At 42.2% G+C, this 19,915-nt stretch carries 16 protein-coding genes; 11 read left to right on the top strand and 5 right to left on the bottom strand.

Annotated features, from left to right (window positions below):
- Nucleotides 1-85: 85 nt before the first annotated feature.
- On the bottom strand, nt 86-2,542 hold the full coding sequence (locus ACM2FC_RS04205) for a penicillin acylase family protein (protein ID WP_498479603.1): 2,457 nt from the start codon (nt 2,540-2,542) through the stop codon (nt 86-88).
- A gap of 370 nt (nt 2,543-2,912) precedes the next feature.
- Here ACM2FC_RS04205 and ACM2FC_RS04200 point away from each other — a divergent pair, with 370 nt between their 5' ends.
- From ACM2FC_RS04200 to ACM2FC_RS04180, 5 genes are read left to right on the top strand one after another with little or no spacing between them, the layout of a single operon-like run.
- Nucleotides 2,913-3,218 (top strand): PTS sugar transporter subunit IIB, encoded by a 306-nt coding sequence (locus ACM2FC_RS04200; protein WP_498479602.1) that lies wholly within the window; start codon nt 2,913-2,915, stop codon nt 3,216-3,218.
- Nucleotides 3,219-3,235: 17 nt separating this feature from the next.
- Nucleotides 3,236-4,564, top strand: a complete 1,329-nt coding sequence (locus ACM2FC_RS04195; RefSeq protein ID WP_498479600.1) for a PTS sugar transporter subunit IIC — start codon at nt 3,236-3,238, stop codon at nt 4,562-4,564.
- Between the two features lie 12 nt (nt 4,565-4,576).
- Nucleotides 4,577-4,951: a PTS lactose/cellobiose transporter subunit IIA gene (locus ACM2FC_RS04190; protein ID WP_498479599.1), complete on the top strand. Its 375-nt coding sequence runs from the start codon at nt 4,577-4,579 to the stop codon at nt 4,949-4,951.
- Nucleotides 4,948-6,255 (top strand): 6-phospho-beta-glucosidase, encoded by a 1,308-nt coding sequence (locus ACM2FC_RS04185; protein ID WP_498479598.1) that lies wholly within the window; start codon nt 4,948-4,950, stop codon nt 6,253-6,255. The genes ACM2FC_RS04190 and ACM2FC_RS04185 overlap by 4 nt, the downstream gene beginning before the upstream one ends.
- 24 nt (nt 6,256-6,279) lie before the next feature.
- Nucleotides 6,280-7,251: a LacI family DNA-binding transcriptional regulator gene (locus ACM2FC_RS04180; RefSeq protein WP_498479597.1), complete on the top strand. Its 972-nt coding sequence runs from the start codon at nt 6,280-6,282 to the stop codon at nt 7,249-7,251.
- A 17-nt stretch (nt 7,252-7,268) separates the two neighbouring features.
- On the opposite strand, the gene ACM2FC_RS04175 is transcribed toward ACM2FC_RS04180, so the two are convergent.
- Nucleotides 7,269-8,087: a substrate-binding periplasmic protein gene (locus ACM2FC_RS04175; RefSeq protein WP_498479596.1), complete on the bottom strand. Its 819-nt coding sequence runs from the start codon at nt 8,085-8,087 to the stop codon at nt 7,269-7,271.
- 488 nt (nt 8,088-8,575) lie between these two features.
- Here ACM2FC_RS04175 and ACM2FC_RS04170 point away from each other — a divergent pair, with 488 nt between their 5' ends.
- A complete protein-coding gene (locus tag ACM2FC_RS04170; protein WP_498479595.1) occupies nt 8,576-9,835 on the top strand; it encodes an MFS transporter in 1,260 nt (419 codons plus the stop codon).
- A 232-nt stretch (nt 9,836-10,067) separates the two neighbouring features.
- Here the strand turns inward: ACM2FC_RS04170 and ACM2FC_RS04165 are convergent, their stop codons facing one another.
- On the bottom strand, nt 10,068-13,511 hold the full coding sequence (locus ACM2FC_RS04165; RefSeq protein WP_498479594.1) for a methyl-accepting chemotaxis protein: 3,444 nt from the start codon (nt 13,509-13,511) through the stop codon (nt 10,068-10,070).
- Nucleotides 13,512-14,049: 538 nt separating this feature from the next.
- Between ACM2FC_RS04165 and ACM2FC_RS04160 the strand changes: the two genes are divergently transcribed.
- Nucleotides 14,050-15,357, top strand: a complete 1,308-nt coding sequence (locus tag ACM2FC_RS04160) for a GntP family permease (RefSeq protein ID WP_498479593.1) — start codon at nt 14,050-14,052, stop codon at nt 15,355-15,357.
- Nucleotides 15,358-15,429: 72 nt separating this feature from the next.
- On the opposite strand, the gene ACM2FC_RS04155 is transcribed toward ACM2FC_RS04160, so the two are convergent.
- Complete coding sequence (locus ACM2FC_RS04155) at nt 15,430-16,149, bottom strand: SDR family oxidoreductase (RefSeq protein WP_498479592.1); 720 nt, start codon at nt 16,147-16,149, stop codon at nt 15,430-15,432.
- 158 nt (nt 16,150-16,307) lie between these two features.
- Here ACM2FC_RS04155 and ACM2FC_RS04150 point away from each other — a divergent pair, with 158 nt between their 5' ends.
- From ACM2FC_RS04150 to ACM2FC_RS04140, 3 genes are all read left to right on the top strand, one after another.
- Nucleotides 16,308-17,213 carry a LysR family transcriptional regulator gene (locus ACM2FC_RS04150; RefSeq protein ID WP_498479591.1) on the top strand — a complete coding sequence of 302 codons (906 nt, stop codon included), beginning with the start codon at nt 16,308-16,310 and terminating at the stop codon, nt 17,211-17,213.
- A 70-nt stretch (nt 17,214-17,283) separates the two neighbouring features.
- A complete protein-coding gene (locus ACM2FC_RS04145; RefSeq protein ID WP_498479590.1) occupies nt 17,284-17,463 on the top strand; it encodes an SH3 domain-containing protein in 180 nt (59 codons plus the stop codon).
- The gene (locus tag ACM2FC_RS04140) at nt 17,460-17,855 is read left to right on the top strand and encodes a VOC family protein (RefSeq protein WP_498479589.1); all 396 of its coding nucleotides are present in this window, start codon (nt 17,460-17,462) and stop codon (nt 17,853-17,855) included. Before ACM2FC_RS04145 ends, ACM2FC_RS04140 begins: the two co-directional genes overlap by 4 nt.
- A gap of 44 nt (nt 17,856-17,899) precedes the next feature.
- Here ACM2FC_RS04140 and ACM2FC_RS04135 read toward each other — a convergent pair whose 3' ends face one another.
- Nucleotides 17,900-18,595, bottom strand: a complete 696-nt coding sequence (locus ACM2FC_RS04135) for a substrate-binding periplasmic protein (RefSeq protein WP_498479588.1) — start codon at nt 18,593-18,595, stop codon at nt 17,900-17,902.
- Nucleotides 18,596-18,955: 360 nt separating this feature from the next.
- Between ACM2FC_RS04135 and ACM2FC_RS04130 the strand changes: the two genes are divergently transcribed.
- Nucleotides 18,956-19,846 (top strand): isocitrate lyase/PEP mutase family protein, encoded by an 891-nt coding sequence (locus ACM2FC_RS04130; RefSeq protein ID WP_498479587.1) that lies wholly within the window; start codon nt 18,956-18,958, stop codon nt 19,844-19,846.
- Nucleotides 19,847-19,915 lie beyond the last annotated feature (69 nt).

Genomic DNA, 19,915 nt, shown 5'->3' with positions numbered 1-19,915 from the left:
GCAATTCAATAACCTGCAAAAGTTTGACGCTCTTGCAGGCTATTTTTCACCGCATCTTCTTTTCACCAAGATCCCACGGGCAAGCTCACCTTTCGCTTTTCAATGGTTCAAACATCAATACCGCTTCTGTATTAACTTTAACTTGATCTGTTGTTTTTAGGATCTTGCGATACTTATTGTGTAAAAACATATCAGTCTGGTCAGAATAGTGTTTACTCATCACGTTGCCAGAGTTGCCAGTGGGCAAAATACTCCAAGAGGGCTCGTTTGCAGCAAAACTGACCAACCTTCTGGTCGATGGGATAGATATTGCACGATAATCATGGTTGCCCTTCCTTGACTTAAATTTATTGATTGCCGGGTATCCCGAAGGTGCTGAATAAGGGCCTAAATTGAAGAATAGGTTGAGCGGTTTTACTTTGCCCAGAGGATGAGAAAACTCGACCCAATGAACCTCTCCCCAGCGCCATTTTGTTGCATCACTACCCTGCTTTTCAACTATCTCTGCTACAGCTTGTTTAAAGGCTTGCATGATGACTTTACTTTTAGGAATGGTGAAAAAATCCACATTGGTTTCATCGCTTAACTCACCGGGCTTCAAATACGCTTTTAGGAAATTCCAGTGATCAGACAAATTCATATAGCGTCGAAATTCTTCTTCATCCAGTTTTTTTGCTAGCAAATCTTTAAGCAGATGGTAAGTTGTGAATTCAAATACGGTCGGCCCAACAGAATCTACCGAATAAAGGCCGTGCCAATTTTGCAGCGCTTCTAACGCCCTATTTTCAGTAGCAGATAACGAGCCTTTCTGCTTTTGCAAAACTTCAACCATGAAACGAGACATTTTATCGGCTTCTGCCACTGTCATATCTGTCTGTGCTGTTTTGAGTTGCTCTAAACTCCACTTGTTTCTTGTGTTCAACAGTTGATTTATTCTCGCCGCTCTATCCGAAGGTGCGTAATATCCCGGTATAAGACCAATGGGTGGAATAGGCTCCGCTGTCGGTAAATTATTCGCCGTGACGATCACCCCTGATTTCGGGTTCACTAGGTGAGGGTTACTAGAAAAAGGCAAATATCCTTTTATTTCGTCTTCACCCGAGGCTCCATCCAGTATTTTTTTGCCCGTCACATGGGGAGAGCGAACAACCAGTTTTGCTGCCGCCCACCAAGCAATATTGCCATGATTATCAATATAAGAAATGTTTAACCCTGGAGCGGCCAGCTGAGAAACTGCCTGTCTAAACTCAGCTAAATTTTTTGAATAGCTCATTCCGTACAAAACGTCTAATACCGGGTTATCAACGTCTAAGTAGGTCCAGTAGAGTGAGACAGGCTTTCCGGAGTACCCCTTGATGAAATCACTAATAACAGGGCCATGAGGGGTTACCCGAATCGTCAAAGGCTGTGGCTCTTCTCCTTTTACTCGAACAACTTCATGGTAGGTTTTCACTTTCACCCAATTGCCTTTGTACTTAACCAGCTCTGGATTGCTCGGATCGAAGGTTTCGGCATATAAGTCCATATCGTCATTTTCAAACATGGTCAGTGACCAACTTTTGCTTTTCGTTTGTCCTAGTAGAGGAAATGGCATTAAAGGTATATGATAACCATAGTTGTCGTATCCTGGATAAGTTACTTGGGCTTCATACCATGTTCCCGGATTCGACACTCCAACATGTGGATCATTCGCTAGCAACGCACTACCACTTTCACTTCGAGATGGTGCAATAACCCATGAGTTACTGCCTGTGATGGCTGGCACTACTTGATTCGCTTGGTCAAAAATTTGCTGCCACGAGTCGTGCAAGATTGCCAAGTTGGCGTCCATTTGTTTTGAATTAGCGCTGGTACTTAGGCTTGCTTGGCCGTTAACACTCGGCTGCAATATGGTGGTGTGATTTTCATCGAGGTAATTTGGGTAAAGCACCTTCATATCTGCTTCACCAAGTCTCGGTAATAGCTTGCTATATAGCGAATCTCGCTTTATTCCTTGGGCAAAGGTGTAGGCGACATAACCCATTGACGCTATTGCATCCACACGAGTAAAAGGCTTAGGTTTTACGTTTAAAATCGTATATTCGATAGGAAACTTGCCCTGCGCGATAAACTCATTAATCCCCGCTAAGAAAGCATCTAAAATTGAAAGGGCTTTGGAATCAGAAGCTGAATGTTGCTTTAGGTATTTCTCTGCTTGCTGCCTAATAAGAAGAGTGCGAAACATCTTATCAACTTTGACTGTTGAAGCGCCTAATACTTCTGACAATTCGCCTTGCGCAACTCTACGTTGCAAGTCCATTTGAAACAGGCGATCTTGGGCCATGACAAAACCCAATGCAAAATAAGCATCATGGGCATTTTGTGCCTCGATATGAGGAATTCCCCACTTGTCCGTCAACACTTTTGTCGTCTTATCGACAGCGTTTGTTTTAATCGAGCCGCTTTTGTTTGGGAGTAAATAATGGAGATAACCCCAACCAACCAAAACTATTAGGGCCAAAAGTAACAAGCCAATAACGGCAACGCGTGTCAGTTTTTTCATTCCACTTCCTTGAATCCGAGACGAGCAATCACATCCTAAGCGAGAATCGTATTTTGATACAGAGTTAACGTACCTACTCAAACAGATATCAAACCTAGCTCAAGGTAACATTAAAATATCATGAAATTTCAATAATCTATATACGACCTGGCCGTACAGCATGTTCTTTATCACCAACTAAAGTACTCGCCGACACCCATTCGCTTCAATCTGTGGTACAAAGCACATATATTCATCTCCGTTTCTATTGACTACGAGCAAATCAAACCTAGATCTCAATTTCACGCCGCGAAAAAACTTATCTTCACCCCAAATGAGAGCGCTCACATTTGTGATATAAAACTAATCAAACCATTGTTGAGGACAAAACATGAACAAGATTCTTCTATGCTGTGCTGCAGGAATGTCAACTAGCATTCTGGTGAAAAAAATGCTCGATTCAGCAAGCAGGCGCCAACTAGACGTCGAAATCAATGCCGTTTCTGTTTCAGAAATTGAGGCGCACATAGGTAACTATGATGTTGTCCTGCTTGGTCCTCAAGTTAAATACGAACAAGCTAGAATCACAGAACTCGCCGAGCCTCTCAATAAGAAAGTGTCAGTTATCAATATGCTCGACTATGGAACCATGCGCGGGGACAAAGTCTTGGATAGTGCGCTAGAGCTTGTCAACTAACACAGTAGGAGATTCAGATGGGTCTTTATTCTTCAATGATGCGTGTGGTTGAAAATCGTATTGCTCCTATTGCAACAAAAGTGGGCACCCAACCGCACATCATTGCTATTCGAGATGGTTTCATTTCAGCGATGCCATTTTTAATCGTCGGGAGTATGATGCTTATCGTGGCCAACCCACCATTTAGCGCCGATACGACCTCAACTTTTGGCCACTTTTGGGTTCAACTTGCCAAACACCATTGGGGCACGATTACTATGCCCTATTTCATGACAATGGGGCTCATGAGTGTCTTTGTCAGCATCGGTACTGCCTACAGCTTAGCTAAGCACTATAAACTCGATGGCCTCACTGCAGCAATGCTGTCCCTGATGGCATTTTTGCTTGCTTCCGCTCCACAAATCAATAACCACATGTCTATGGAGTTCTTAGGTGGAAAAGGCGTATTCACAGCTATCATTTGTGCGATTTGGTCAGTGGAACTCATTCGTCTGTTGCAGAAGTACAACGTGACGATAAAAATGCCGGAACAAGTGCCACCAGCAATAGCTCGTTCTTTTGAGCTTTTGTATCCCGTCATTGGCATCATGTTGACCGTCTACCCTCTGAGTCTGTTTTTGCAAAGTGAATACAGCATGTTATTGCCTGCTGCTGTGATGAAAGCTTTTCAACCTTTGGTCGCGCTCGGAGGCAGTCTCCCTGCGATTTTGATCGCGGTAACAGTAGCTAACTTGCTTTGGTTTGCCGGGATTCACGGTGACAACATCGTGACAGGTTTGCTCAACCCCATTTTCATGGCAAATATTGCAGCGAATGCCGCGCTCATTACTCATGGAGCTCAAGCAACCCACATTTTAACCGCTCCTTACTGGTCATTTTATTTGTGTATCGGTGGATCTGGCTCCACTTTGGTTCTGGCTTTTATGTATTTACGAAGTCGCTCTATTCACCTGAAAACAATAGGCAGACTCAGCGTTGTACCGGCCATATTTAACATCAACGAGCCACTGATTTTTGGCTCACCTGTTGTCATGAACCCAATCATGTTTATTCCACTATTGTTGGTTCCTATCGTAAACGTGCTGATCAGCTATGCTGCTCTCAATATGCATGTTGTCGAAACTATGATTGCAATGGCACCTTGGACAACTCCCGCTCCGATTGGCGCAATGATCTCCGCTTCTTGGGATTACCGAGCGTTTGTTCTTGTCATCGCCCTGATTGTTGTCGATAGCCTGATTTGGTATCCGTTCTTTAAAGCCTACGAAAGACAACTTTGCAAAGAAGAAAAAATAACCGAAGACACTCAAGCAAATGCAAGCGTCACTTCATCAGCGAACGCCTAATAGGAAAATAACATGGACACAATAACAGCCTCAGACCTAGACGCTAATAAACTAGAAAACATCGATTTAGAGTCCACCATCATGGAATTGCTTGTGACATCGGGTAGTGCTCGCAGCTGCGCTTTGATGGCTATTCAAAGTGCAAGAAATGATGATTTCGAACAAGCAAAACAACGGCTAAATGAGTCAAAGGAAGCAGTCAATCAAGCGCATAAAGTGCAAACCCAGCTGATTGGGTTAGATGAAGGTAGTGGCAAGCTACCCACAACGTTGATACTTGTCCACGCTCAAGATCATTTAATGAACGCGATGGTTATTCAAGACTTAGCCACAGATATGATTGAGTTGTACCGCCGAACTTCAACCAAGCAAGGAGAAAGCAAATGAAAACAGCAAAAATAACCATTATTGGTGGCGGTAGCAGCTACACTCCTGAACTTATTGAAGGATTGATTGAACGCTGGAAACTCATCCCTCTGCATGAGTTAGCACTTGTTGATGTTGAAGCAGGTAAGAACAAGCTTGAAACCATTGCTGCTTTAACCCGCAGAATGTTGGATAAGTCGGGTTTAGAACACGTTGAGATCACGACTCATTGCAGCCCAGAAGACGCCATTTTGGGCTCAGACTATGTGTTAACTCAACTTCGGGTAGGTCAGTTGCCTGCTCGCGCTGCCGACGAACGTTTAGGCTTAAAATATAACTTGCTAGGACAAGAAACCACTGGCGTCGGTGGGTTTGCAAAAGCGCTTCGTACTATCCCTGTAATGCTTAACATTGCCAAGTTGGTTGAAAAGCTGGCGCCAGATGCTTGGATTATCAACTTTACCAACCCTGCTGGCATTGTGACAGAAGCCGTCTCGCGCTATAGCAATGCAAAAATTATTGGCCTATGTAACGTGCCGATTACCATGCATCATATGATTGCCAATATGCTTGAAGCAAAATATGAAGACATACAGTTGCGATTTGCTGGCCTCAATCATATGGTCTGGGCGCACGAGGTGACGCACAAAGGTGAAAACATCACCAATAAAGTGATCGATCTTCTTTGTAACGGCGCAGAACTAACAATGAACAATATCAAAGAAGATCCTTGGGAACCGAATTTCTTGCGGGCGTTAAATGCGATTCCTTGCCCCTACCACCACTACTTTTATCAAACAAGAACCATGTTAGGTGACGAGCTTGAACAGGCGCAAAATGAAGGCACACGAGCCGAACAGGTGATGAAGGTAGAAGCAGAATTGTTCGACATTTATTCAAACCCAAACCTTTGTGAGAAGCCAGAACAGCTGAGCTTTCGAGGGGGTTCATTTTATTCTCAGGTCGCAATTGAACTTATCTGCGCCATTCATAACAATTTAGGTACTCGCCTCACGGTAAATACCAGAAATAATGGCACAATATCTGGGCTTCCTGATGATGCTATCATTGAAACAGATTGTATTGTTGATGGCCAAGGAGCACACCCACTCGCCTTTGGTCAATTGCCCGAGGCTATGCATGGATTAACGGCGCATGTTAAAAGCTTTGAACGTTTAACGATAGAAGCGGCTGTGCATGGTAATAAAGAAGCAGCACTACTTGCGCTAATCACGAACCCTCTCATCGGTGATGCAGAAATCGCAGCACCACTACTTGAAGAGGTATTGGAAATCAATAATGCTTACTTGCCACAGTTTGCTTAGATACTTACAGGAGTTCAACACCACATGGCAACTTTAGAAGATGTCGCCGCTTTAGCCGGAGTTTCACGAGCCACAGTTTCAAGAGTTGTCAATGGTGAGAACAAAGTTAGAAGCAAAACCAAACTCGTTGTAGAAAAGGCCATAGCCGAGCTCGGCTATGCGCCCAACCTCGCAGCAAAATCTTTAGCATCAAACAAAAGCCACACGCTTGGATTAGTGACAACCTCTTATCTGGGCGCATTCTTTGGTAGCTTAATGGACAATGTTCAGAGTGAGGCTGACTCTCACCAAAAACAACTTTTAGTCATGAAAGGTCGAGGGAGTGTCGAAAATGAGCTAGATGCTATCAACAAGCTATACAATATGAACTGTGACGGTCTAGTTTTACATGTTCGCGCACTCACTGATGCTCAGCTACGTAATTTAGCCTCTCAAGAAAAACAATTTGTACTGTTAGATAGGTTGGTACAAGGTTTAGAAAATCGATGCGTGTCATTCGATCATCGTTTAGCCAGTCAATTGGCAACAGAGTTTTGCATTAGCAAAGGACACCGCCAAATCGCCTGTATTAGCGGCCCTGAGTCCCGCGGCTCTAGCCAATTAAGAAAACAAGGTTTTCTCGATGCAATGAGTCAGGCTGGCCTGTCTCCGACTCAATGCTTAGCTGGCGAATATGATCTACCTAGTGGCTACGAAAACACTTGCAAGATATTGCAAAAAAACAGTAGTACAGCGATATATTGCTGTAATGAGGAAATGGCCGTGGGCGCACTTCTCGCAATTTCTGAGCATGGATTACGAGTCCCCGATGATATTTCTCTCATTTGTTACGACAGCGGTATGCGCGCCAATTACATAATTCCAAAATTAACGAGCTTACATTTCCCAATCACCCTAATGGCTAAAGACGCCACTCGAAAGTTAATTGAGCCAAATACTAACTTGGAGTTTCACACACCAAAGATTATCGATCGCGGCTCGGTTTGCGCAGTGTAAGCCTCCTGTGATGCTGTTCAGTTCACGTCTGTCTTAGCCTGTGTTGACAGATATTTATCAACAATTTTTTTGTAGGTCCCGTCTTGGAGAATAGAAAATAAAACTTCATCAAATTTCGGAACGAGATGTGCCAGGTCTTTTTTCTTGGAAAAGACAAAATATGCGGGTTTAGATTGAATTGAAGGGAGTATTGGAACAATTTGCGATGCGCCAATATTTCTAATGTTGTACAAGCCTACATGATAATTAGTTAACATTGCATCGATTCTGTTTAACTGAATCATTTTTAAGCTCTGCTCTTCATTTTTGACATCGTGCCTTTTTATAAGCCCGCTTGTTACCGCATCCTCAAAGTCTGGTGTTGTTTTGAAACCTCTGTTTACTCCAATCGTCCAGCCTTTCAGGTCTTGAAAAGAATTAAAAGCTTTATTGCTATTTTTTGTACTGGTAAAGAGTGTATAAGAAGTAATATGCAGAGGTACGTTTGTGAAGTCCATATACTCCATGCGCGGCTCAGTTTTAAAGTAAGCTGCAGCACACGTTATAGAACCTTCTTTAATATTTTTCTCAAGCCTCTTCCAAGGTCTGAGTGAAAAGGTAATATCAATGCCCAATCTATCTCCAACTTCTGTAATAACATCAACATCTATTCCACTTATTTCACCATCGTTATCAATAACATAAGGAGAGAACACGGTACTATAACAATCAAGTGTATTTTTTTCGTTGGCAAAACCCGTGAAAGGGAATAATAAAACGACCGATATGAAAACAGTAAGTTGAATAAAACTAGATTCAAGTAGAGAAGCTTTTGCCTTGAGTGGTCCTATAATCATGTGATCCCTCTATAAAAGGCATTGTCATATTAGAATTTAAGCCTCCTACAAAATAGTGTAGTCCGCCGTCTCAATTAGGCAAAAAGGTGGTTCAGAGTGAAACTTTGAGGGCGTCTGCATTTCGCTTCCCGAAAGCATGAGCCACAATGCGTTTAAATCATGTTTCCCGAGTATACCAAAGTCAGCGTTGATTCATTTTGTTTCCCCCAAACGGCCACTGTTTGTCGACAAAAACGGCAAGGGACTTCGATAATGGCAATGGCTACTTCTTAAAAATTGGATTGCGCGATATATCAACGAGTTGGAGTCATGACCTAACATCGGTAAAAGAGCTTTTGCTCTTGATATAAATCTAACAAGGTAAATGTGTTAGTACAAGTGCTGTAAAAGTACTTCTTAGTTATCCATGGGGTATTTACGTTTACTTGCCTCCACTAATGGTTGATTGCTATGTTATTGTTTTACATAGCAGTATAAGAGAAAACCTAATGGAATCTAATAGTAACTTTAAAAAAATATTAATGGTAAATATAGGTGGTATGCTCGATGTGTATGATTTCATCGTTTATGCCGTTATGTCGAGTTATATTGCCGAAGTATTTTTTCCTCATACAGATAGTATGACAGCTCTTATTGCCACATTTTCAATTTTTGCTATTGGCTATGTAGCAAGGCCACTTGGTGGAATTATTTTTGGCCACCTAGGTGATAAATATGGACGAGCCAAACTTTTTTCATACTCTATTTTTATAATGGCTTTCTCTACACTTATGATTGGTTTCACCCCAGAATACAATTCAATCGGCATATACTCTTCAATACTAATCACGGTATTCCGTTTACTTCAAGGTATGTCTTTAGGAGGAGAGTTTCCCGGCGCCATTACGTATATTACAGAATCCAATTCTGCTCAATCAGGAAAAAATGGTGGTTATATGTTTAGTTCGATGTGGTTGGGGGCCGTGTTAGGTTCATTGACTCTTTCATTGCTTTTGATAATGATGAATCATGCACAGATGCTAGATTATGGTTGGCGAATACCGTTTTTCATTAGTGGGGTAATTGGTCTAATGGGGTTCTTTGTTCGAAGCCAACTAACAGAATCAGCAGATTTTGAAAAGCTAAAACAAAAAGAAAAGATACCGGTGCTTGCTATTTTTCGCCGTAAAAAAACAAGCGTTTTACTTGGTATTTTTATTGTGTCGATCAATGCCGCTACGTTTTATTCTCTCTGGTTTTTCTTACCAGACTATTTAGTTAAAATTGTTGACCATACAATCCCGAACTTGCATTGGTTTATCACACTAGGACTGCTCCTTTCATGTATTTTCTGTATACCGTTTGGGCATTTAGTTGACAAAATCTCAACGTATTCTTTTATTCTTTTTGGGTGCGTCTTAGCGTTTGTCTTACCATATCCTATTTATTTACTCTATACTCTAACCGGTCATTTCTTTATAGTTTCTGTCGTTCTCAGCGCTATTTTAAGTGCTACTTCGGCCGTCATCATACCTAAAACCTTGTTTAGTCTATTTGAAACCAATATACGATTTAGTGGAATATCTATATGCTATAACTTTGCCAATGCTATTTTTGGTGGTTTTGCACCTGTCATTTCTTTACTTATGATTAAACAATCGGGTTTTAAGATGGCACCACCATTTTACATTATGTCATTGGCAATAGTCGCACTTATATTCGCAACCGTGTTTTATGGCCGAAAAGTAAGAAAACTAGCTACTGAATAAGGAAGTTGTTGAATCTCTGAATTATTTGTACTTGATATTGTGCTGCCTCACTTCGAGAGTATTAGGTGAGGCATACCATAAACTTTGTCCAAAACCGCGCAAAAATTGACGATGACTTTCACTGCAACTATCTACATTGCCTCACGCCTCACCCTAGACTATCGAAGGTCTTAGATGAGACGAGGCTACTGCAGTGAACTTGTAGGCAAGCTCTGCAGGCATCTCAAACCCGCTATGCTCCTTTAGCCAGTTTGACCGTTTGAACGTTGTTGCCATGAGCTGACGAAGTCTTGAATGTGCCCATTAGTTTCGTTAGCCTTTTGGCTAAATCTTCCATGGATTGACTCGCTGCAGACGTTTCTTCCACTAGCGCCGCATTTTGCTGCGTCATCTTATCCATTTCAGCGATAGCTTTATTCACCTCACTAATACCGACAGACTGCTCTTCACTGGCTTTAGTTATATCTCCAATGACCGAACCCACTTGTTTTACCGAAGTCACAATCTCCGTTAACGTCGTACCGGACTCATTAACAAGACGGCCTCCTTCGTCAACTTTAACAACACTGTCTTTAATTAACTCAGCAATGTCTCTGGCTGCCACTCCAGTTCGTTGCGCTAGGTTGCGAACTTCTGCGGCAACCACCGCAAAACCTCGGCCATCCTCTCCGGCCCTCGCCGCTTCCACTGCAGCGTTAAGTGCAAGCAAGTTTGTTTGAAAAGCAATTTCTTCAATGACAGCAATGATATCCGCAATCTTTTTACTACTTGCGCTAATTTCTTCCATAGCCGATACCGCTTGATTGACGACATCGCCACCGGCTTCAGCTTGAGTACTCGTCTCTGTCGAAAGCTCGTTCACATACTGCGTGTTCTCGGTATTTTTTGTTACGGTCCCTGTTAGCTGTTCGATACTTGCTGAAGTTTGTTCTAACGAAGCGGCTTGAGCTTCAGTCCGTTTACTTAAATCAATATTTCCGTTGCGAATTTCCTGAGAAGCGGTACGAATGCTACTCGATGAAACGAGTATTTCATTCACCAAATTGGATAAGTTTCCGACACTCGTATTCACTGCCTGTTGTAAAACCGCAAACTCTCCTTGGAAATCACCATTCATTGATTCCGTTAGATCGCCTTGAGCAAGCGCACTTAAAACACTTTTACATTCAGCGATAGGAGGCACAATCGCATCTAGAGCAGAGTTCACACCTGCAATGATATCTCTGAAATCGCCTTGATGTTGTGTCTCATCTGCTCGAGCAGAGAGCTCGCCTTGCACCGCAGCATTTGCTAGTTTATTAGCGTCGGTAATTAGTAAATTAATTGCGGCAATACACGTGTTCAGGTTGTTTTTTATATGATTGAAATCTCCTTGATACTCCTCGGTGATTGGCTCAGGTATATCACCTTTCGAGATCCGATTGACGTAATCTGCAGCGGTATTAAGAGGAGTAACTACTGCGTCTAACGTTGCATTCACGCCTTCAATAATCTTACGGAAATCACCTTGATGCTTGCTGGCATCTGCCCGTGCTTTTAGCTCTCCTTGCAGTGCCTCTTCCACTAGCGTATTGGCGTCACCTACCATACGATTGACAGCGGTGATGCAGGTGTTCAGGTTATTTTTAATTTTATTAAAGTCACCCTGATAATCTGCCGTAATAGGCTCTGGGATGTCACCTTTGGCTATTCGATTCACATAGTCAGCAGCCATATTGAGAGGATTGACGACGGCATCTAACGTCGCGTTAACACCCTCGATAATCTTGCGGAAATCACCTTGATGTTGAGTTTCATCTGCGCGAGCTTTCAACTCACCGCGCAATGCCTCTCCAACCAAAGTGTCCGCGTCAGTGACCATACGATTGATTGCCGAAATACATGTATTTAGATTATTTTTAATTTTATTAAAGTCACCCTGATATTCTTCGGAAATTGGCTCTGGGATATCACCTTTAGAAATTCGCTCAACGTATTCAGCCGCTACGTTTAATGGGCTAACGATGGCATCCAACATCTCGTTAATACCTTCCGCCAACGTGCGCATAAAACCTTGGTAGCGTGAGCTATCTAATCGCTTGCTCAGCTCGCCAGTAACTGCCGCCTTTATCACACTTGCGACTTGATCTTCTGCATCTCGTTGCTCGGTCAAATCAGCCCATTCAACTACAGTACCCAATCGCTCTCCGTTATCACCTAAAACCGGATTGGCAACGATATTATAAATGCGCCCGCCAATGGTGACTTCTTCTTGATGAGTATTCCTTATAGTGCTCAATTGACTAAACAGTGGCTTTGATGGTTTATCAAATACATTGATATTGGCGCCACGCAATGCTCGAACATCGAGGTTTGGTAGCTCTTTTTGCAACTCTCTTGTTTTACTACTTAGGAGCTGTTCGAAGGCACTATTAATGTAAATGACTGTATTACTTGCATCTGCAACAATAACGTTTGCTGAGACATTATCCAAAGCTTGACGTATGCGGTTGCTCGAAGCCGCTTGTTTCCGTTCTTTTTCAATTTGAGCACTTAGTTTACTTTGCATCGTACCCAATGCACTCAAAAGCTTACCTATTTCATCATTAGATTTCGCATCAATGGTGTTATCAAGTTTTCCATTGGCTATCGCGTTAGCAATTTGAACAGAGCTATCTAATGGACGAGTGATAAGCCGTTGAACAAAAATCAAGAAAGCGATAGTCAAAGCTAAGGCTAGTACAGTGGTAATAATCGAAGCATTGAGCGCCTGCCCCGCGTTCACTTCAAGTTCATGAACAAAATCAACTAAATCAATAGAAAGCCTGTCTTCCACTTTTTTTAACGCATTAATTTTGGTTGTTTGCATTTGGAACCAATACGCTGGATCGACACCAAACTGACCCGTACTAGCCTTTGCAATCGCAATATTGCGCATTTTTTCCGTTTCATCGATAAAATTGCCGTTCATCGTACTGGCAAAAAATGCTAGGTGCTGAGGTGTGGCAAGTGACTTGAATACGTCCATATAGACGTTCTGGGTGGTTATCAGAGATTGCAGCCGATTAAAAACACCTTCGCCAAACTTATCTTGAGCAAATACCCCTGCCAATACCGCTCGTTCCACTCCCGCTCGTTCTTTACTTTGCAAAAAATTAAAATACGCCACACCCATATTACTGACACGTCCATCCGAACTCAGTATCGGCAGCAAGCCTACAATATCTAAATACGTTGCATTCATTGAGGTAAAATAACCGATGGCTTGTTTTAGCGGTAAACGCAGTTCAGAAATTGCTTTTCGCTGGTCACTAAGCTGCGCGCTCATATCCAACGCTGCTTTAAGTTGCTGAGTGAACTTGTCACCAAATTGGGCCACGTCAAAGGTTTTAAGGTATTTAAGTAAGGTCTCTAGCCTTTTGTCCACCTCTATACGTTGTTGCTGCATTTCACTGGCAAACTTTTTACCTCCACTACCTAAATAACCTGCCGTGACCCCTCTTTCTTTTTGCATTTCATGGACAAGAGAGCTGGCTTTCACTGACAACTTAGCAAGCTCTTGTATTTGCTGGTTTTCATGTTGTGTTTTCCAGTCCAGCTGTATTTCTAATTGAGCAAACAACAGCATACAAATGATTGGAAGGAGCACGAGAGCGGCGAGTTTCCACTTGAAGCTCAAATCATTGAAGAATTTCATAGCCAATTCCTGATGAGTCAGAGTTTATGTAAGGTCCATCTTTTTTTGGTGCGCCTGACTCTGCCTATACTGCGGGATTTAGATTCATTGCCTTTTACACCTTGTTTTTAGAGTCCGTCAACTTCAATAATAACTGGCTCTTTTGCTTTAACATTTCTAGAGCATACTCTAGTAAAACGCTAGCACTAGTTAGGTGATGTTCAAGTCTGGCATTAGCACAATCCAGCATACATCTCGCTAAAATTAAATATAAAAACCTGGCTAGTCCACCTCGAACAAAATACCTTGCTCCAATAACACTCCCTTTCAGTACTGTTTCAATAATAAGAGATGTCGTTCTAACTAATTGTTAACAAAAAAAACAATCGTGTACATAACCACAATATGCTCATAGGTTAATATCTTCACCGCAAAACACTAGGGGCAGCTTCAGAGTTGTTACCTAAACATGGCCAGATGAACATATAGAGTCTCAGGGCCTAACCATTCAACTTAAAAAGAACTTAAATATATTTCCCCACATGATATAGGAGATTATATGATCAGCTCACTTGGCCTTATAGGCGCACTCGCTTTACTCATATACTTTACCATCAGAGGAATGAACCTACTTATCGCGGCCCCATTAACCGCAATGATCATTGCGTTAACAGGCGGCTTATCTCTATTACCTAACGAAGCAACAAACAGTGATTTTATACATAGTTACATGAGTGGCTTTACAGGGTTTATCGCCTCTTGGTTTTTCATGTTTTTGCTGGGTGCTTTATTCGGTAAATTAATGGAAGACAGCGGTTGTGCAGATAGCTTAGCGCGATGGATTGTGAAAAAATTAGGCATGCACAATGCCGCTCTAGCCGTCATCGTCGTATGCGCTATATTGACCTATGGAGGAGTCAGTGTTTTTGTCGTGGCTTTTTCAGCCTATTCAATTGCTTTAAGCCTATTTAAACAAGCCAATCTACCTAGAAGATTTATTCCCGCTGTTATGGCCTTCGGCTCCGTGACGTTTACGATGACATCTGCTGGCTCTCCCGAAATACAAAATTGGATACCAATAAAGTATCTTGGCACATCCCCTTACGCTGGTTGGCAAGTTAGCATGGTGGTCGCGGTATTTATGGCATTGTTTGGGTATTTTTGGCTTCAGAAAATGCTGCAAAAAGCCGTCGCAAATGGTGAATATTTCCAATCTCGAGATAACGACCCTGTCTTAGAAAATAAAGTGTTGCCTAAGCCTATCGTTGCCTTTATTCCGATATTATCTGTATTGATCGTTACCTTGCTAGGTCACAAAACGTTTGCTCAATATGCGTTGATTTTAGCTTTACTCTCTGGTTGCTTAACTGCTTGGCTGTTAAATACTCGATACCTTGAAAATATAAGTACAACGATAGGGAACGGAACCACCGGCGCTTTATTGGCGATAGGCAACACTGCTGCAGTGGTCGGCTTTGGCTCTGTTGCGAAAATGTCACCCGCCTTCTCTGCCGCTGTAGATTATTTAATAGCCATACCCGGCAACGAGCTAATTGGGGCAGCCGTCGCAGTATCAGCAATTGCCGCGATGACAGGTTCAGCATCTGGAGGACAGTCCATCGCTCTACCTCTGCTTGCCCCTCATTACGTTGACTCGGGAATAAATCTGGATGCGCTGCATCGAGTTGTGGCCATTTCATCGGGTGCACTTGATTCGCTGCCACAAAACGGATATGTGGTGACCACTATAAGGTCAATTTGTGGCGAAACCCACCACGATGCTTATGGCCCCATGGCTGCGTTAACCGTCATCATTCCATTGATTGGTACGGTCATTGCCATTGTTCTATTTCAATTATTTGGCTAGTTTAGCCCTAACTTTAAAACTAGCTAGCGCCAAACAGCTTGAATAACTCAAGCTGTTTGGCCGCACTTCATACTAAGGTTGTTGCTTAGTCGGAGCCAAGGCAATTTCGCGGATACACACATCTTGCGGTTGTTGATAGGCATAGATAACCGCTCTGGCTATATCGTCCGCAGCGAGAACTCCACCCATATCTTCTTTCCAAGAATTGTATCCATCTTTAATTTGTTCTGAAGTCGTGTGCGACAGTAATTCTGTTTCAACAGCTCCAGGGGCAATTGTAGTAACACGAACATTCGAGCTTGCTACTTCTTCACGTACATTTTCAGAAATAGCATGTACGGCGAACTTAGTTCCACAATAAGCGGCGTGATCGGGAAAAGTCTTCTTACCCGCTATCGAGCTTATATTAATTATGGTACCAGTGTTACGCTGTTTCATTGGCGAAAGTACCGTCTGCATGCCATTCAGCAAACCTAATACGTTTACATCAAACATGCGTTTCCACTCTAACGGATCTTGGCTATCAATTTGTCCAAGCAGCATCACGCCAGCATTATTAACCAGACCTCCAACAAGCCCATAAGCTTCTTCTGCTTTAGCAATGGCTACTTCAAAACTAGCTTTGTCTGTGACATCTACTCTCTCGCACAAAGTATTCGGTAAATCAAGAGCCTGAAGACGTTCTATACGGCGTGCAATAAGCAATAACGGATGGCCTAACTCGCTAAATCTTTTCGCAATCGCTTCACCAATACCAGAGCTTGCACCTGTAACAACAATAAGTTCTTTCATTTTTTAATCCTCAATTCGTTCTTTCGAACAAATCACCATGATTTGTCGAGATGCAGATATATTAGAGAAATGGTCATTGTTGATATATAGTCATCTAGTTAATACACTGTTGCCACACTGCAACAATAATAAGCAATTTTGGATTGTTGGGGGCAGCAATGAAAAGACTAAATCAGGTTCAACTATCAGATATTCGGACATTTGTTTTGATATCAAAGCTTGGAAATTTCACCAAAGCCTCCGAAGCCTTAAACGTATCTCGATCGCACGTGTCTAGACAGTTAAGCCAGTTGGAAGCACAAATGGGGGTCACATTACTCATTCGTACAACGAGAACGTTAAAGCTGACAGAGGCAGGCAAAAGGTTTTACCACCAGTGCGAATCTGCTTTAGACCAATTAGACCAAGCCGTAATGGCAACAATAGATGATATTAGCGATATAAGGGGGGAGATAAAGGTCAACAGCGTGGGCGGTCCCATCGGCGAGCAAATTGTCGCACAGATTGCTTTTGAATTTACTCAACAACACCCAGAAATCACCATAGACTTGGAATTTAGCAGCCACAGAGTGGATCTGATTAGTGACGATTTTGATATCGCATTTCGAATGGGGAAGTTGGAAGATGCTAGCTTTGTCGCTAGAAAACTAATGAGTATAAAAATGGGTACGTGGGCAAGTCGTCAGTATTTGGATAAAAATGGCTATCCTACTCATCCAAAAGATCTCGCTCACCACAACTGCTTAACTGGCTCCGTCACTAAGTGGAGTTTCCAGCATAGCGACACTCAAGAAAACATTGATATACAGATCGATGGCCAGCTTAAGTGCAAAAATGGGCATGTACTTATTCGAGGTGCCGTCAACGGAAATGGCATCATACGCACCCCTCAACTTTATTGTGAAAATGAAATTCAAACTGGTCAATTACAGCCTGTTTTTTCAGACTGGGTAATTCCCAGTGTTGATTTTTCAGCCATTTATCACAAGGATAGATATCAACCGCTTCGGTTAAGGGCGTTTGTTGATTTTACTAAAGCATGGATTGAAAATTTCTCAACCTAACTTATTAAAACTAAGCGACTTAACATCATTTCGAAAGTCATAGCGCTAAATGGATGAGAGGAAATCCTCCTTGAAAAAACTCATAGTAATTGCTGAACACAAGTCTAACTACCCTAACCCAATACAATTCACAAAAGGTGAGAAAGTCGAGTTGGGGCAACTTGATACTGAATATGAAGGCTGGATACCAGCAGAAAAGGCTACTTCAACATCATCTAATAAACTGATAATGAAAGGAAATGCTTTATGAGATTACCAGTTACCAAACTCAGCCATGTTGCCATTAGCTGCCGCTGTATTGAAAACTCATTACGCTTTTATAAAGATACTCTTGGCATGAGAGTAAACGAATCTCTAGGAAGCGTAAAAGGGAATATCAAACTGGATATTGGCAACGGCTCTTATTTGGAGTTGTTTCCTTTCAATGCCTATGAATCTCGCGGGCAAGGTACGCTAGCTCATTTAGCGATTGAGGTTGACTCCATCGAACAGACTATCTTGTTTCTGCAAAAACAAGAAATCCCCCTACTGAGGGGACCATTTACTGTCAAAGATCGTAGCGGCGAAACAATCAGTAAGGTGGTGTTTATCGAAGGGCCGGATGGAGAGGAAATAGAATTCATAGAAAAGTGTCGTGTTTAAACCCCCCCCTCTTCTAATTCGTACTAATTCTTATACCTGTCCAGTTATTGAACACATAGTTTTAAGTTCGTATTCAACTCTTCCATAAATCCTTTGTTTCTCGAAAGGTAGTCATTCGAATAGTAGATTCCCCAAGACTTTTCACTTTCGACTACCACATCAAACACATCCATTTTGTTGCTCTTTTCTATTGCTTCATCGAAAATAACACTGCTGCCGAAAATGGCATCAACTCGTTTCAGCTCTGCTAACCTGAGTAATTTATCTATTTTATCTAGGTCATGCGCAATGACGTTATAGCCTTTTTTCTCCAACCATTTACTCGCGTTGGCGCCATGAATGCCAGCGACCTTAGCTTGGGTTTTAAAATCTGCTGAACTCGGCAATAACTTGGACCCTTTAGGTAAATACCAATTCCAGCTTTGTATAACAAATGGCTCCGATAACGTCGCATACTCATCCCTAGAGTCACTTTGAGAAGCGGAGAAAAATGCACTTGCTCTACCACTTTTAACCTCTGATTGCGTTCTAAGCCATGGCATCACTTTAATAACATATTGGACACCCACTTTGTCGAGCGCACAAGTTAAAGACTCTGTCGCTGTCCCCGTTACTTTCTCCTTGGTTTTGAAATGGAACGGTGGGCGATCTTCTGTAGCGAGGATTTGTGGCTCGTAAGCAAATGAATTCATGCAAACAAAACAGCTAACAAACATCCCAAGTAAATAGGCAATCTTCATATGTTCCCTCAAAGACAAGTTTTCAGCCAACTGGGTGTGTTTTTTATTATTTGATTACAGCAAGTTTGAGTATAGCACTTGGAAATAGTGTTCTAGCTCAAAGCCATAGTTGATAAATTGAATTCGCAATGAAATATTTTCATTTCCTACGAAAGTTAAAGTACATTGACTTGTTAGATAACGTGACAAACTTGTTGGATAATATCGATTCCCGATACCACACAAATTGTATAAAGTATTCTTGCTATTCATTCATTTATCACACAACGCAATATTAATTAGGATTATTCATCAACTGAAAAAATTTACATCCAATAAAATAACGTTGATGTCTAATTGCAATATTTAGGAGATATATCAATGAGCCGTCAGTCAAAAAAAGTAACCGCATTTAAAGAAGCACTAGCAAGTGATAGATTCATTACTATGCCATCTTGTTTTGATGCACTAAGCGCTAAACTTGTCGAAAATGCTGGGTTTGAAGTAGGCTTCATGGGAGGTTTTTGTGCGACGGGTAGTCGATTAGGTATGCCCGATACTGGGCTCATGACATACACCGAGTTTACTGATCAAGGACGCAATATCTGCAACGCCGTCAGCTATCCAATTATTGGTGATGGCGACACTGGTTTTGGCAACACCATTAGCGTTAAGCGCACTTTAAAAGGTTATATCGATGCTGGCTTTGCTGGCATCATGATTGAAGACCAAGTCAGCCCCAAACGCTGCGGTCATACGAAGGGTAAAAGTGTCGTAAGCCGAGAAAAAGCGATGCAACGGATGGCTGCTGCTATTGAAGCAAGAAATGAAGCTCGCCAAGATGGAGAAGATATACTTATCGTAGCTCGCACCGATGCTCGAGAAAGTCTAGGGCTTGAGGAAGCGATTTCAAGAGCGTTAGCATTTCAAGAAATGGGCGCAGATATCTTATTTATTGAAGCTCCTCAATCAGTTGAAGAACTCGAAGTAATTGGCAAGCGAGTCCAAGGCAACAATATGGCCAATGTACTTGAAAATGGACTGACACCTATTTTATCGCCTGATCAGCTTCAAGAGATCGGTTTTAAACTAGCAGCTTACCCATTGACCCTCATGTCTTCCGCCGCTTATGCAATGCAAAAAGCCTTGCTCGACTTGAAAAACGGTCGTACCCCTGCTGACTTATTGAGCTTTAAAGACATCCAAAAACTCGTAGGCTTTCCAGAATACGATGAGGCATTGGAACGACTAGAACCTGTTGTGCGCGATTAACATCTTTAAGAAGGCTAGTTTCTATAATAATCCTCACCGATAGACGCTAGCCTTAACTCCATATTTGTC

The organism is Vibrio sp. A37 (assembly GCF_059777565.1).
This window is presented reverse-complemented; position numbering and strand designations above follow the sequence as displayed.

Coding starts and splice junctions, on each gene's coding strand:
- ACM2FC_RS04205 (WP_498479603.1), bottom strand. CDS start 2,542: ATGAAAAAACTGACACGCGTTGCCGTTATTGGCTTGTTACTTTTGGCC.
- ACM2FC_RS04200 (WP_498479602.1), top strand. CDS start 2,913: ATGAACAAGATTCTTCTATGCTGTGCTGCAGGAATGTCAACTAGCATT.
- ACM2FC_RS04195 (WP_498479600.1), top strand. CDS start 3,236: ATGGGTCTTTATTCTTCAATGATGCGTGTGGTTGAAAATCGTATTGCT.
- ACM2FC_RS04190 (WP_498479599.1), top strand. CDS start 4,577: ATGGACACAATAACAGCCTCAGACCTAGACGCTAATAAACTAGAAAAC.
- ACM2FC_RS04185 (WP_498479598.1), top strand. CDS start 4,948: ATGAAAACAGCAAAAATAACCATTATTGGTGGCGGTAGCAGCTACACT.
- ACM2FC_RS04180 (WP_498479597.1), top strand. CDS start 6,280: ATGGCAACTTTAGAAGATGTCGCCGCTTTAGCCGGAGTTTCACGAGCC.
- ACM2FC_RS04175 (WP_498479596.1), bottom strand. CDS start 8,087: ATGATTATAGGACCACTCAAGGCAAAAGCTTCTCTACTTGAATCTAGT.
- ACM2FC_RS04170 (WP_498479595.1), top strand. CDS start 8,576: ATGGAATCTAATAGTAACTTTAAAAAAATATTAATGGTAAATATAGGT.
- ACM2FC_RS04165 (WP_498479594.1), bottom strand. CDS start 13,511: ATGAAATTCTTCAATGATTTGAGCTTCAAGTGGAAACTCGCCGCTCTC.
- ACM2FC_RS04160 (WP_498479593.1), top strand. CDS start 14,050: ATGATCAGCTCACTTGGCCTTATAGGCGCACTCGCTTTACTCATATAC.
- ACM2FC_RS04155 (WP_498479592.1), bottom strand. CDS start 16,149: ATGAAAGAACTTATTGTTGTTACAGGTGCAAGCTCTGGTATTGGTGAA.
- ACM2FC_RS04150 (WP_498479591.1), top strand. CDS start 16,308: ATGAAAAGACTAAATCAGGTTCAACTATCAGATATTCGGACATTTGTT.
- ACM2FC_RS04140 (WP_498479589.1), top strand. CDS start 17,460: ATGAGATTACCAGTTACCAAACTCAGCCATGTTGCCATTAGCTGCCGC.
- ACM2FC_RS04135 (WP_498479588.1), bottom strand. CDS start 18,595: ATGAAGATTGCCTATTTACTTGGGATGTTTGTTAGCTGTTTTGTTTGC.
- ACM2FC_RS04130 (WP_498479587.1), top strand. CDS start 18,956: ATGAGCCGTCAGTCAAAAAAAGTAACCGCATTTAAAGAAGCACTAGCA.